The 13,428-nt window shown below is 60.5% G+C and carries 12 protein-coding genes; 3 read left to right on the top strand and 9 right to left on the bottom strand.

All coding sequences use genetic code 11. The annotated features are described in order from the left end of the window. Positions 1 to 235: 235 nt before the first annotated feature. Positions 236 to 1,714 carry a lysine--tRNA ligase gene (gene lysS / locus BN1241_RS04960; protein ID WP_082418355.1) on the bottom strand — a complete coding sequence of 493 codons (1,479 nt, stop codon included), beginning with the start codon at positions 1,712 to 1,714 and terminating at the stop codon, positions 236 to 238. 614 nt (positions 1,715 to 2,328) lie between these two features. Here lysS and glpA point away from each other — a divergent pair. From glpA to BN1241_RS04975, 3 genes are read left to right on the top strand one after another with little or no spacing between them, the layout of a single operon-like run. Further along, entirely contained in the window at positions 2,329 to 3,903 is a 1,575-nt protein-coding gene (gene glpA, locus BN1241_RS04965) for an anaerobic glycerol-3-phosphate dehydrogenase subunit GlpA (protein WP_054952598.1), read from the top strand. Next, entirely contained in the window at positions 3,900 to 5,150 is a 1,251-nt protein-coding gene (gene glpB, locus BN1241_RS04970) for a glycerol-3-phosphate dehydrogenase subunit GlpB (protein WP_054952599.1), read from the top strand. Before glpA ends, glpB begins: the two co-directional genes overlap by 4 nt. Beyond that, complete coding sequence (locus tag BN1241_RS04975) at positions 5,147 to 6,439, top strand: anaerobic glycerol-3-phosphate dehydrogenase subunit C (protein WP_054952600.1); 1,293 nt, start codon at positions 5,147 to 5,149, stop codon at positions 6,437 to 6,439. The genes glpB and BN1241_RS04975 overlap by 4 nt, the downstream gene beginning before the upstream one ends. 186 nt (positions 6,440 to 6,625) lie before the next feature. Here the strand turns inward: BN1241_RS04975 and panD are convergent, their stop codons facing one another. From panD to folP, 8 genes are all read right to left on the bottom strand, one after another. Then, positions 6,626 to 7,048: an aspartate 1-decarboxylase gene (panD, locus tag BN1241_RS04980; RefSeq protein WP_054952601.1), complete on the bottom strand. Its 423-nt coding sequence runs from the start codon at positions 7,046 to 7,048 to the stop codon at positions 6,626 to 6,628. A 13-nt stretch (positions 7,049 to 7,061) separates the two neighbouring features. After that, a complete protein-coding gene (gene panC, locus BN1241_RS04985) occupies positions 7,062 to 7,889 on the bottom strand; it encodes a pantoate--beta-alanine ligase (protein ID WP_077138283.1) in 828 nt (275 codons plus the stop codon). Between the two features lie 156 nt (positions 7,890 to 8,045). After that, complete coding sequence (locus BN1241_RS04990; RefSeq protein ID WP_054952603.1) at positions 8,046 to 8,903, bottom strand: Rossmann-like and DUF2520 domain-containing protein; 858 nt, start codon at positions 8,901 to 8,903, stop codon at positions 8,046 to 8,048. 177 nt (positions 8,904 to 9,080) lie between these two features. Next, the gene (locus BN1241_RS04995) at positions 9,081 to 10,715 is read right to left on the bottom strand and encodes a PH domain-containing protein (protein ID WP_054952604.1); all 1,635 of its coding nucleotides are present in this window, start codon (positions 10,713 to 10,715) and stop codon (positions 9,081 to 9,083) included. Further along, complete coding sequence (locus BN1241_RS05000; RefSeq protein ID WP_054952605.1) at positions 10,712 to 11,203, bottom strand: PH domain-containing protein; 492 nt, start codon at positions 11,201 to 11,203, stop codon at positions 10,712 to 10,714. Before BN1241_RS05000 ends, BN1241_RS04995 begins: the two co-directional genes overlap by 4 nt. A 149-nt stretch (positions 11,204 to 11,352) precedes the next feature. After that, a complete protein-coding gene (locus BN1241_RS05005) occupies positions 11,353 to 11,814 on the bottom strand; it encodes a DUF3180 family protein (protein WP_054952606.1) in 462 nt (153 codons plus the stop codon). Continuing rightward, positions 11,811 to 12,665, bottom strand: a complete 855-nt coding sequence (folK, locus tag BN1241_RS05010) for a 2-amino-4-hydroxy-6-hydroxymethyldihydropteridine diphosphokinase (RefSeq protein WP_077138284.1) — start codon at positions 12,663 to 12,665, stop codon at positions 11,811 to 11,813. Before folK ends, BN1241_RS05005 begins: the two co-directional genes overlap by 4 nt. Beyond that, on the bottom strand, positions 12,658 to 13,428 hold the full coding sequence (gene folP, locus BN1241_RS05015; RefSeq protein ID WP_054952607.1) for a dihydropteroate synthase: 771 nt from the start codon (positions 13,426 to 13,428) through the stop codon (positions 12,658 to 12,660). Before folP ends, folK begins: the two co-directional genes overlap by 8 nt.

Below are 13,428 nucleotides of genomic sequence, written 5' to 3' on the forward strand. Positions count from 1 at the left end.
CGGTTCAGTCAGAGCTCACTCACGGGCGCGGACAACGTCGCGATCCCGCACTGGAGTTCCGAAAGGAACACGGTTGGTGCCGGACTCGGCGTGGTCACGAGAATACGTGCTGCTCAAAGAACCGGGCGTTGTGACAGTCATTTAGCGTTCTTCAGATACAGCTACTCCCCGGAACCTGATCCACCTAGTTCAGATTTCGAGGAGTATCGCTCGCACGTGGGGTGCGGGTGGTTTGTTAGCGGCGCTTGACGAAGGGGAACGCGATGGTTTCGCGAATACCAAGTCCGGTGAGTGCGGTCAGGAGGCGATCAATACCCATTCCCATGCCACCGGAGGGCGGGAAGCCCTGTTCCATGGCGGCGAGGAAGTCCTCATCAAGTTGCATGGCTTCCGGGTCACCATCTGCCGCAGCAAGAGACTGGGCGACGAGGCGTTCACGCTGCACTACGGGGTCGGCAAGTTCGGAGTATGCGGTTCCCGTTTCGACTCCACGAATGTAGAGGTCCCACTTCTCGGTGACACCGGGCTTGGTGCGGTGCGAACGAGTCAGCGGCGAGGTGTCTTCGGGGAAGTCACGCAGGAACGTGGGTGCCCACAGGTGGTCTCCAACCAGTTCTTCCCACAGGTCTTCGACGATCTTGCCGGCAACCGCGTAGGGCGGGACGGAGATGCCGTGCTGGTCGGCGATCTTCTCCAGGTCGTCTCTGCTTGTTTCGACGGTGATTTCCTGCCCGAGCGCTTCGGAAAGCGAGGTGTAGAGGTCAAGCTCTGCCCACTCGCCACCCAGGTCATATTCAGTGCCGTCGGCAAGTGTCACCGTCGTGGTTCCGAGCGCGTCGAGGGCAGCCTGCTGGATGAGGTTGCGGGTCAGGTCCGCCATCGTGTCGTACGTGGCGTAGGCCTGGTAAACCTCGAGTGCCGTGAATTCGGGAGAGTGCGTGGAGTCGGCTCCTTCGTTGCGGAAGTTCTTGCCGATCTCGTACACCTTCTCGACGCCACCAACGACCGCACGCTTGAGGTACAGCTCGGTGGCAATACGGAGGTAGAGGTCTTCGTCGTAGGCGTTGATGTGGGTGGTGAACGGGCGTGCAGAAGCACCACCGTGGATTGCCTGCAGCGTCGGGGTTTCGAGTTCAACGAAGCCGCGGCGATCGAAGTTGTTGCGCAGTGACTTCATGACCTCGGAACGGAGGCGAATCATCTCGCGAGCATCCGGCCTCATGATGAGGTCAAGGTGCCTCATGCGAACCCGGTTCTCCTCCGACAGTCCGCTCTCTTCGCCATCTTCCTTCGTGTAGGTCTTGGGAAGCGGGCGCAGTGCCTTCGATGCCATCTTCCATTCGTGAGCGAAAATAGAGAGCTCGCCACGGCGGGAGGTGCCCACGTGACCGTGAATAAAGATGTGGTCACCGAGGTCAACATCGGCCTTGAACCTGGCCATCTCGTCCTCGCCAACGACCTTAAGGGACAGCATGACCTGGATCCGGTTGCCGGGGCCGTCCTGCAGGGTGGCGAAGAAAAGCTTGCCCGCTGTCCGCATCAGCATGACACGGCCAGCGATCCCGACCGTCACATCCTCCAGTTCCGTGCCCGGTTCCAGACCATCGTACTGTGCACGCACGTCGGAAATAGTGGTGGTAATGGGCAGTTCCGCAGGGTAGGGGTCGATACCCTCCGCAAGCATCTTCTCTCGCTTGGCGGCACGGAACGCCATCTGCTCCGACGATGTTGATTCAATCTGCTCGTTCTCAGTCACCCGACCATTCTACGCATGATGTCCGCTATTCGGACCTGCCAAAGATGTGCGACTGATCGCCAAACCCAACCCATTCCCGAATTGCGTCACGCCCGCCCGAACTGCACCGCCCTGTCTTGCATTGCCCGGCGTTGAGCTGCCGCGCGTTGCACAGCACCGTGCTACACCATGAGCATGCGCCAGGTGCACGAAAGGAACCCGGCATGAGTTTCCTTCCACGGATGACACAGCAGGGTTGCATGGCAACGAGCACTGCGGGCTTGGCAGGGAGCTCACCGAGCCCGCCGAGGTGTGGAAGCGGGCCAAAAAGTCCATCCGCTCTATACCCCCGGGCCCGAACCGCGCCGGTATCGACACTTACCAAAATCGAATTAGGGACCACTCCCCTTGCGTTAATCGTTGGAATAACGCGGATTAATGCACCTCGGTGCGAATCGTTTGAACTTTCTTGCACGTCGGAATACCCGTGGCCCATTCGGTCCATGATCTGCACCCTGGATCTGTACGCTGGGAGCGTCACCAGTGTTGTTCGACAGCATTGGCGTTTGGAATTTCTGTTATAGGGAGCCCACATGAAGAAGTTGGAAACAGATGTTGTGGTCGTTGGCGGCGGCGCAACGGGAGCCGGGGTCGTGCGCGACCTGGCCATGCGCGGATACCGCACCATATTGGTGGACCGGGCCGACCTTGGGCAGGGCACCACGGGCCGCTATCACGGACTCCTGCACTCGGGTGGACGCTACGTCGTCTCAGACCCGCACTCGGCCACCGAATGTGCCGAAGAGAATGCGATCGTTACCCGCATCAATGCCGATGCCGTAGAAACCACGGGCGGCCTGTTCGTTATTGGTCCCGACGACCCGCTGGATTTTGGTGACAAGTGGCTGGAGGGCGCCCAGGATACCGGGGTTCCCCACGAGGAAATCTCCGTCGCTGAAGCGTTGCGCCGCGAGCCCCGTCTCAACCCGAAGATTCAGCGTGCCTTTGCCGTTGAAGACGGCACGGTCGATGGCTGGCAGATGGTGTGGGGCACCGTGAAGTCCGCAGAGGCTTACGGAGCACAGGTTTTCACCTACCACGAAGTCACGAACATCATGCGTGATGGTGACCAGGTTTCGGGTGTGGAAGCCATCGACCACAAGACTGGCGAGCAGGTGCAGATTGACTGCAACTTTGTGATTAATGCTGGCGGTCCATGGGCCGGCCAGATTGCTGCCATGGCGGACTGCCCCGATGTTGAGGTTGTTCCCGGTCGCGGCATCATGATCGCCATGAACCACCGCCTCGTCAACCAGGTTGTGAACCGTTGCATTTACCCCGCAGACGGTGACATCCTCGTTCCCGTGCACACCGTCTGCATTATCGGCACCACCGACGTTAAGGTCGAGGATCCCGACAACCTGGCGATCCCCCGCAACGAAGTTCAGCAGATGCTGGACGCCGGCGAGGTACTCGTTCCCGGCTTCCGCCAGGCACGCGCACTGCACGCCTGGTCGGGTGCACGCCCTCTCGTCAAGGACTCCCGCGTATCTGCGGACGATACTCGTCACATGTCGCGCGGCATGTCCATCATCGATCACAAGAGCCGTGACGGACTGTCGGGCATGCTCACCATCGCCGGTGGCAAGCTCACAACTTACCGTCTCATGGCGAAGAACATCGTGGACGTCATGGTTGATCAGCTGGGTGACGATCGTCCCTGCACAACCGAAACCGAAGCCGTTCCCGGTTCCGAGTCGCAGAAGACCTACCACGTCACCCACCGCCTTGAAGAACGCGAGAAGAATCTGCAGAAGGAACAGATCGTGTGCGAATGCGAGCTTATGAGCCGCAGGCAGCTCGAGGACCTGATCGAAGAGCAACCCACCGCTTCCTTCGACGACCTGCGCCGCCAGCTCCGTCTCGGCATGGGCCCCTGCCAGGGTGGCTTCTGCTCGATCCGCGCCGCGGGCATCATGCAGGAGACCGGCAAGGCCGACACCGAGCGCGTCACCGCACTCCTCCGCAAGTTCCTCAAGAACCGCTGGATCGGCCTGTGGCCCATCCTCTACGGCGACCAGGTGCGTCAGACCGCTCTCGATAACTGGATTTTGCAGGGAACGTTGAACATGGAGCACCTGCCTGAAGCCGAGGAGGCACACGTATGAAAACCGTTGTCATTGGTGCGGGACTGACCGGTCTCGTCACCGCAATCAGGCTTCGCGAGGCAGGCCACGATGTCACGCTCGTCACCAAGGGCCTGGGCGGTCTCCAGCTCGGACAGGGCACCCTCGACGTGTTCGGCTACAACCCTGATCGCATCACCCATCCCCTTGCCGAGATCGACAAGGTCTCCGCAACCGACCCGTCCCACCCCTATGCTGCCATCGGCTCTGACAATGTCCGTCAGGGAATGGAATACACGAAGGGACTCCTGGAGGGTCTGCTCGAGGGCAACGTGGAAGAAAACGTTCTTCTCCCCACCGCGGTGGGCGCGATCCGCCCCACCTCCTTCATCCAGCCCTCAATGGCCAACGGCATCCTCAAGCCGGGTGCGAAGTACCTCATTGCCGGGCCACGTGAGCTCAAGGACTTCTATCCGCAGCTCATTGCCGGCAACCTGGCCCGCACGAAACTGGACAATGGTGGCACGATCGAGGCACGTCCCGGGTCCTTCTCCATCCCCGCACGCGGCACCGAGGTTGACTCCTCGGGCCTGAACTACGCTCGTGCACTCGACCGGCCCGAATACCGCAAGGAATTCGCCGCCCAGATCAAGCCCCTCGTTAAGGAGGGTGAGATCGTTGGCCTGCCGGGCATGCTCGGCCTGGCCGACCCGAACGCGTGGCGTGACCTCCAGGACCTCATCGAGGCCCCGATCTTCGAGATCCCCCTTCCCCCGCCCGGCGTGCCGGGCATGCGACTCAACGAGCGACTCACGAGTATCGCGAAAGAGAAGCGCGTGAAGATCATTCTCGGCTCCCCCGTCACGGGTGCCACTCCCGAGGATGGGAAGCTCGCGTCCGTCACGGTTGCCTCAACCGGCCACGATATGACGATCGCAGCTGATCACGTCGTGCTGTGCGCGGGTGGTTTCGAATCCGGTTCGCTCGAGCTCGACTCGTACGGTGTCATGACCGAAACCGTGCTGGGCCTGCCACTTGTTGGCACCGACATTCCCGAACCCACCCACGGCGCCTACTGGGGCGATCCCCAGCCCCTGTTCCGTGTCGGCGTCAAGGTCGATGGGAACATGAGGGTCCTGGACCCGTCCGGTAAGCCCGTTTACAACAATCTGTACGCCGCTGGCGGTATCCTGTCTGGATCTATTCGCTGGTCTGAGAAAAGCGGTGAAGGCATCGCGGTTGGTTCCGCCTATGCCGCCACCGAAGCAATCCTTGGAGGTAACTCATGAGCATCGACGCCCTTGCCAGCACCCACGAAAGCCCCCTGCAGTTCGCAGCGGACCAGGTCGCCCGCGCCTCGCTCGACCACTGCGTCAAGTGCACGATTTGTGAAACGCAGTGTCCTGTCGCCAGGGTGACCGAGCTTTTCCCCGGCCCCAAGTATGTGGGCCCCCAGGCGGAGCGTTACCGTCACGGCAAGCCGGTGGATCACTCCCTCGACTACTGCTCTTCCTGCGGCATCTGCACGTATGTGTGTCCCCAGGGGGTTGAGATCGCTGAACTCAACAGCCAGGCGCGCGCAGTTGCCAAGGCAGAGCCGGGCAAGATGCCATTGCGTGACCGCCTCATCACGCAGACGGACCTCATGGGCACCGTCATGACCCCCGTTGCCCCGCTCGCGAACTGGGCTCTCAAGCAGAAGCCGATTCGCTTCGCGGTTGAGAAGACCATCAAAATCCATCGCGAGGCTCCCATGCCGGTGGCGACGACCCAGTCGTTTATGAGCTGGTGGAAGAAGCGCCCGAAGAACACGACGGCAACCCTTGGTCCGGTCGTCTTCTTCCACGGCTGTGCGGGTGGCTACTTCGAAGTCGAAACATCGAAGCGCACCGTCGAGGTGCTCGAGAAGATCGGTTACGAAGTTCTCGTTCCCAAGCAGAGTTGTTGCGGTCTCGCCCAGCAGTCAAACGGCCTGTTCGACGAGGCATCGAAGAAGGTCGTCAAGCTTGCCAAGCAGCTTCGTTCCGCTGGCAAGGATCTGCAGATCATTTCCTCGTCCGGATCCTGCACGGGCATGCTCAAGCACGAGGCACACAAGATCATGGGTATTGATGACCCTGCCCTGCTGGATGTCTCCACCCGCATGAGAGAGACCTCCGAGTTCTTGCTCGAACAGGTTGAGCTTGGCCTCCTGGATCCGGAAACCTTCCGTTCCATCGAAGACACGGTCACCTACCACCAGCCCTGCCAGGTCAAGTCGCAAGGTATGGGAACCCCCTCCATCACCCTTCTCGAACTCATTCCGGGACTCAGCATCAAGGAATCCGGTGAGAACTGCTGCGGTATCGCAGGAACCTACGGTCTCAAGGAGGAAAAGTACGACATCGCTCAGCTTGTTGGGCAGCCCCTGTTCAACAAGATTAAAGACTGGAGCCCACACCTGGCCGTCTGTGAGACGGAGACCTGCCGCTGGCAGATCCGTAAGGGTTCTGGCGCCAAGGTTGTGCACCCCGTCAACCTCATCCACCATGCACTCGGCCTGTCGGATGACCTGTACGACCGCACCGCCAAGCACTGACCGCCCACCAGCCCCCGGCTGGCAGGGATCAAAAATAGACAAGAGCATAAGAGCATAGGTTAAGACGGTGGTGGGGCCGGTTCATATGAACCGGCCCCACCACCCTTTAGTCTCAATAACCTCCGCCACCGGATCGCACGTCACGCGCGGCCGCGAGGTGAGAGGCTTTCGAAAGTACTACCGGGGTTAGTTTGCTCGGTAGTGCGCGAAGGGCTCACCGGAGGACTGTAGTCCCGATTCGTTGTCGGGAACCTGTCCCGGTTCATTCGAGGTTTCGACGATGGCGTTCTGTTCGTCAACGAAGACGACATGCGGCTCGTAGCTGCGCGCGGTTTCGTCATCGAGTTCGCTGTAAGCAATGAGGATGACGATGTCGCCCTCGTGGATGAGGTGGGCTGCGGCTCCGTTGATTTGGAGTTGGCCACTGCCACGCTCGGCAGGAATCGTGTAAGTTGTGAGCCGGGCGCCGTTGGTGACATCGACAATGTCGACTGCTTCGCCGGGGAGGATGTCGGCAGCATCAAGCAGGTCGGCATCGACCGTGACGGAGCCAACGTAGTGCAGGTCTGCTCCGGTGATGGTGGCTCGATGGATCTTCCCGGTCATCATCCGCCTCATGCGTTTAACCAAAACACACCTCCATGTTGTCAATCAAGCGGGTTGGTCCCACCCTGGCAGCGACCACTGCCAGCCCCTGCTTCGCGTTCGAGGATACTGGCTGGAAGGTATCTGGATTGACAATGGTGGCGTAATCAACGTTTACCCCTTCGGCTTCCGCAAGCGCCGTGGCAAGAACCCGTTCGGCCTCGCTGGGGGTTGCACCCGTTCCTGCGGCTTCCTTTGCGGCGGTGAGGGCACCAACGAGCGCAAGAGCGGCGGTGCGTTCTTCGGGACTGAGGTAGGTGTTACGGGAGGAGAGGGCCAGGCCATCGCTGTCTCGCACGATCGGGATCGCCCGAATCTCGGTTGGCACGTCGAGGTCGGCCACCATGGTTTTGATCAGGGCGAGCTGCTGAGCATCCTTTTGCCCAAAGTAGGCGACGTCAGGACGAACGAGCAGGAGGACCTTGAGTACGACTTGGAGGACGCCAGCAAAGTGCGTGGGCCGGGTTTTACCCTCGAAACGGGTGGCGACTTCTCCGGGGTCGACCCGGACGAGAGGGTGGCGGGGATACATTTCCTCATCAACGGGTGCGAACACGATATCGACGTCGGTGAGGAGCTTGAGATCTTTTTCGAGCTGTCTCGGGTACTTGTCAAAGTCCTCGTTGGGGGCGAACTGTAGGGGGTTGACGTAAATCGAGACAACGGTCGTATCGCACTCGTTCACGGCCGCATCCACGAGTCGGCGGTGCCCATCATGCAACGCCCCCATGGTCATCACCAGTCCCACGGTTCCCGTCTCGGGAAGCAGGGCCTTCAGTTCTTCTTTAGTTCTCACTACCTTCACGGGACAAGGATACTCTCTTGCCGCCACCGCTCTCCGAACAGGTCGCCCCAAGAGAAGCAGCCTCCGGCTGTTGCCAGGATTTGCTGGAAGTCGGGTCAGCGGAGGGTTTCCTCCCCTCCCTATCAAGCCGCATCGATCATTACGAGGTACCGCTGATTAAGAGTCGAGTGCCGTGTGGAGCTCGGCAGCTGTTCCTTCGCCGATTATCCTTCGTGCTAGCGCACGATCGGTCGTAGCTGACGCCAGCGCCCTGTAGGTATCGCGAATATCCTCGTGCGCGCCTAGTTCCCTTATGTGCTTCTCCACAGTGACCGTGTCACCGCGCACGATCGGTCCGGTCAGGAGTGCTTCCCCAGACCTGAGTGCCCCGTCCAGGCTTGCGTTTGCGAGGGGGCCGAGGAACTGGCCTGGGTCGGTGATGCCGGCTTCTTCGAGGAGTCTCATTGCCTGGGTGATGAGGGTGACGAGATGGTTGCCACCATGGCTCAGTGCCGCGTGGTAGAGGCCCCTCTTGTCGTTGTCGACCTCGACTGGCACGCCTCCCATTTCTGTCACGATGGCGTGCGCAACGGGCAGGATCGTAGCTGGTCCTGATACCGCAAACGGGCAGTCAACGATCCGGGTGAGGTCGAGGGAGGTGCCGGTGAAGGTCATGGCGGGGTGGATGGCGAGCCCAAGCGCACCCATGCTCGTAGCTGGTGCCAGGACATCCGTACCCACGCTTCCGGCGGTGTGGATGAGAAGCTGCCCGGTCTGCCATGCTTCAAGCTTTGCCAGGCCGGAGACGATGCGGGGGAGTTCGCTGTCGGGCACCGCTAGCAGCACCAGTTCGCTGGTGCGCACGATCTCTTCAACATCCTGGAGGGGAACACCGGGGAGGAGAACTTCGGCTCTCTCGATCGATTCCTCGGACCTCGCGTGCGCGGCAACGACCGTGTGACCAGCCCTTTGCAGGGCGGCTCCAAGAACTGCGCCCACCTTGCCGGCGGAAATGATTCCTATTCCGAGTTTCACTTCAGTTCCTTCCCACGCTCCTGCTCACCCGTCAAGGTTATGTGCCTTCACAGACTCTCACCACTATCGGCCCAAGTTCGGCTATCAGTTCCGTCATGTGTGCGCGTAAGAATCCGTTCTTCTTGCTCAGTGGGCACACTGACTTTGTCTTGCGATACACCTGGGTGAGGGATGGCGTCATTGGGGCTGGGTTAACCCGACGCGCTCCGCCCATTCTTCGATCGATTCACGATCATCTTTCCCGCGTGCGTCCAATCCCAAGTCCCGCTCAGCGGCAATCAGGGTGGTGACATCGGTGAGTGCGAGGTTCTTGCCCAGCCAGTGGACGGCACCGGTCACGAGGCTGAGGCGAATGGTTGCGAGCTTAAGCCGCCGTTGCACGGGTCCCTGACTGGCTTTGAGTCCCTGCCAGTGTCCGTGGAAAGCCACGGTGAAGGTGCGCGACAGCCATCCGGTCCGCAGCACCGCGACCGTACGCGTCAGGGAGATGCCATTGCGCTTGCGAGCAAGCGGATCGAGCCACTTGGAACTTGCTGGGGCACTAACGAAATGCTGCGAGGCCCCGGTCCCCACTTGAGCATCCTCGAGGAAACCGCGAACATCATCCACACCAATGTCGGGAACGATCGTCCACAGCAGGTCGAGGGCGGCCTTGCGGGAGCCGACGGGCATGATCACACTCTTCGTCAGATCAGTGATCGAATCATCCGCGTCACCACCGAATGCTCCCGCAACCAGGACCTCGACCTTCCACCAGTCCTTCCAGCGCCACAGTACGGGTTGCGATATTTCAACCGCGTGGATTCGACGGGGCGGGATCGTCTGGGTCGTGGTTGTTGTCAGGCCGCGTCGTACCCGGATCCCGTCGGCCGTGAGGAAGAGTTTGAGCCCGTGGTTGAGGTTGAACTGCCCCCACATCGTCGCCAGCGTACCAAGCATGGCAACGAGCACTCCGATCGATAAGGTCTCTCCTGCCACGATCATGATGATGAGGATCGTGGCGAGAGAGCCCACCGTTGCGATGAGAACTGCGGATAGTGCGAGGGAGCCGAGCAGGCGGCCGGTGGGGAGCACGTAGAAGGGCCGTTCACCCTCGTACACGTCATCGGGATCGTAGAGCCCCTCACCCGGTTCAGTACTGTCGTCAACGGTGAAGTCTTGACCTGCTCGAGCCGATGCTGCGATTGAGAGGATCTGGCTACGCAGTCCCTGAATCTGGTTCATTTTCAACAGACCCAGTGACATGTCACCACCCGACCCGGAGGCGGAGTCGATGACGATCGAGCCGAGGCCGACAATCCGGGGCACTATTCCCTGCTTGATCTCGACCGATTGAATCCGGTCCCACCGCACGTGACGGTGAGTGACCGAGAAAACCCCGGACCGCAGATGAATTCCCGAAGGAGCGAGAACGTAGCGGGCCTTACGCCAGATCAGCCACGAGAAGAAGACGATAAGAAAGGAAATGGCAAGCAATACCCCGGCGGTCATCAGCACCTGGGTTCTGCCTATCCCCGTGATTGCCTCAAAGATCTCGCTCATCCCCTGCTCGGCGATCTGGAGGAGGAATGAGAAAACTAGTGCCCCGAGGCCGGCCCACACTTTCCACAGTGACAGCAGAGGCGTTGCCCAATGGAACCGGTTCCACTCCTCTTGCGGAATCAGCTCCACAAGCTCAACCATCGTCTCACGATCGACAGTGCTGTCACTTGCAGGGGCGGTGACACTATCGGGACCGGTGGAGTGATCCGGGTTGTTTGCCCATTCGGGGCCGGCGGCGCTATTGGAGCTGGTTCTCCTGTCTCGGTTCACAGCCCCTCCATTTTCGTCGTCCCCAATTCGGTCAGCCGGAGGCGTAGCCTATCCGCTTCAGCACGGGGCACACCTGGAATGGAAGCATCGGTCGTGGAGGATGCCGTTTCCATGGTGATAGTCGACAGCTTGTAGAGCCGTGTGAGGGGCCCGTCTTCCACCTTCACTTCCTGCATCCGCCCATAGGGCACCACTTCGATGTGTCGGAAGAGGATCCCCCGGCACACGATGAGTTCCTCACCGGTCTCGTGGTATCCGGTGTAGAACACCGCCCGCACGCGCACCGCAGTGACCCAGATGATGCCTATGAGGACAACAATCTCAGTGGTGACGAGCCAGGTGAGATGTGGCCAGAGTACGAGGGTGATGATGAGGAGGAGGATGACCGGGAGTGCCACCGTGGCACCAATCCAAGCCCGCACTTTCCCGTGATCGGTTGAGATGCGAGTGAAGGCAATGTTCGGTGCAAGTGGGGAGCTGATGGTCATAATCCCAAAGTACACGAGGGAATTCGCGGGTAGCGGGTCAGAGCGCCCAATTCGCAAGTGGATAACCGCACGCCGGTACCCAGCCTACTCCCCACAGCTGAAGTGGAGGGGCGCGCCCGGTTTTGGTATTGCCGGGCTCACAGAGAATACTACGCGCCCTGGCGCTGGGCGGTGCTCTCATCATCATCGTCATCGATCGAGCACCACCATTCACCCAGCCAGCCAGCCCCGCCCAGGAGCAGGGACGAGAGACCAGCCGCAAGAATACGGACCGATTGTTCTTCAAGGAAGACAGCGTGGGAGCCGGTTGTGGCAAGCCAGCCACCGATACCGAGGCCGGCGAGGATCAGGCCAGCCCGGGTACAGGCTTGGCTAAGGAGTGCGATCCGGGCGGCCCGAAGCGGACTCATGGTTCGCTTCTTCCCATCGGCCATGGCCTTCACCGGCCAGGCCACGACCAGGATGATGAGTGCGACGATGAGCGGGACCACCCACATGTATTCCGGCACCACAACGAGTGGCAAGGTGGTGCGAATCCAAGCTGCTACCCCGACGAGGCCAACAAGGAAGCTGAGAATGAGGGTTCCCGCTGCCTGCGCAGCCGATGTCATCGCAGGGGCTTCCCGCGCAAGGTCCCCCACGGATCAACTTCGGCCCACGGCTCGATAACAAAGTCTCTCAGGTGCGCCTGCGGATGGGGCAGGGTGAGGTCCGGGTCGTCGGACACAACTTCGCGGCCCGCGATCTTGTAGGACACGATGTCGAGGTCAAGAGTGCGCGGCCCCCACCGTTCATCCCTCGTCCGCCCCTGCTCATCCTCAATGCGCTGCAGTTCGGCAAGCAGAGCGAGCGGCGACAGGGTCGTGTTACCGATCATGATTGCATTAATGTAATTGGGCTGACTGGGTGCCCCGGGTAGGACCTGTGCCGCGGTGACTCGCGTGCGGGACTTGCGTTCGTTCATGAGAATCCTGGCAACCTTCCCGGCACCTATCTCCACCTGGGCAACCGGGTCGTTGAGGTTCGACCCAAGCCCGATCACGACCTCAGCCGCGGGCTTGGGGGTTTGAAGAAGAACGGATAGTCTCCGAATCGAGACCGATACGTCCCGGAAGACTTGTTGGATGGGGGCGTGTGGTTTATGAACCGTCACGTCCACGGCGAGCGCTCCCATGTCAAGTACCTCCGCGGCAATTCGCTCTGCCAGCACCTCAATAAGATTGACGGGCTCCCCCGTAATGATCGCTGCTAAGCGGTCAGCCACTTCCCCATAATTAATGGTCTTACCCAGGTCATCGGAGTTGCGGGCGTACTTAAACGTGGTGTGGATCGTGAGGTCGACAATGAACTCTTGACCGTTTTCTTTTTCGTGGTCGAAGACTCCATGGTGCCCGGTGGCTGTCAGTCCCGTAAGCGTGATCTGATCGGACAGGTGCCCGCCGGGGAGATACAGGTCAGCCATGGATCCTCCTCGCGATCTGAATGGCCAGGGCACTCGACTTTGCGTCGTGTACCCGCACTCCCCATACTCTCTCATAAAGCTGAGCGGTGACCAGGGCCGTTGCCAGATCGGTGTCATCGGTCAGAGCTTTGAGGGAGCGTTTGCGGGAGTGACCAATGAGCCACCTGCCAGGCATGAGCCCCATCAACCGGTCAAGCCCGGCAAGGACTTCCCAGTCCTGCTCCCCCACCTTGGAGAACCCAAGGCCAGGATCAAGGATGATGCGATCTTCATCAATGCCTGCCTTGATGGCGTTCTCAACCGCGACTGTGAGTTCGCGGGCGATGTCGTCAATGATGGAGTTGTACTGGGCGGTGTCATTGGTGGTGACGGCTCCTCCCCGAGAGTGCTGCAGCACGTAGTGAGCGTCCGAGTCAGCTACAACGCGGTGAATATCAGGTTCAACCCGGCCACCGGTGACGTCATTGATGATGGGAACCCCGGCAGCAATTGCGAGTCTCGCAGTATCTGCGTGGTAGGTATCGACCGAGACTTGAATGTCGCGCTCGAGCAGCCCGGCGATGACTCCCTCGATCCTGCCCCATTCCTCCCGGGAGCTGATTGGGGTGGCGCCGGGCCGGGTTGATTCCCCACCCACGTCCACGATCGTTGCACCATCGGATACGAGCTGGGCTCCACGGTCGAGTGCTTCCTGCTCGCCTGCCCACCTGCCACCGTCCGAAACCGAGTCGGGGGTGACGTTGAGGATACCGAGAATCTCCAT

Origin of the sequence: Flaviflexus massiliensis (genome assembly GCF_001375495.1) — a bacterium.
GTDB classification, from domain to species: Bacteria; Actinomycetota; Actinomycetes; order Actinomycetales; family Actinomycetaceae; genus Flaviflexus; species Flaviflexus massiliensis.

What these genes read in the sequence shown, in the direction of transcription:
- folK (WP_077138284.1), bottom strand. Translation starts at nt 12,665, where the DNA reads ATGGCTGACCTGTATCTCCCCGGCGGGCACCTGTCCGATCAGATCACG.
- BN1241_RS05005 (WP_054952606.1), bottom strand. Translation starts at nt 11,814, where the DNA reads ATGACATCGGCTGCGCAGGCAGCGGGAACCCTCATTCTCAGCTTCCTT.
- glpA (WP_054952598.1), top strand. Translation starts at nt 2,329, where the DNA reads ATGAAGAAGTTGGAAACAGATGTTGTGGTCGTTGGCGGCGGCGCAACG.
- glpB (WP_054952599.1), top strand. Translation starts at nt 3,900, where the DNA reads ATGAAAACCGTTGTCATTGGTGCGGGACTGACCGGTCTCGTCACCGCA.
- lysS (WP_082418355.1), bottom strand. Translation starts at nt 1,714, where the DNA reads ATGGCGTTCCGTGCCGCCAAGCGAGAGAAGATGCTTGCGGAGGGTATC.
- folP (WP_054952607.1), bottom strand. Translation starts at nt 13,428, where the DNA reads ATGGAGATTCTCGGTATCCTCAACGTCACCCCCGACTCGGTTTCGGAC.
- BN1241_RS04975 (WP_054952600.1), top strand. Translation starts at nt 5,147, where the DNA reads ATGAGCATCGACGCCCTTGCCAGCACCCACGAAAGCCCCCTGCAGTTC.
- panD (WP_054952601.1), bottom strand. Translation starts at nt 7,048, where the DNA reads ATGATGACCGGGAAGATCCATCGAGCCACCATCACCGGAGCAGACCTG.
- BN1241_RS05000 (WP_054952605.1), bottom strand. Translation starts at nt 11,203, where the DNA reads ATGACCATCAGCTCCCCACTTGCACCGAACATTGCCTTCACTCGCATC.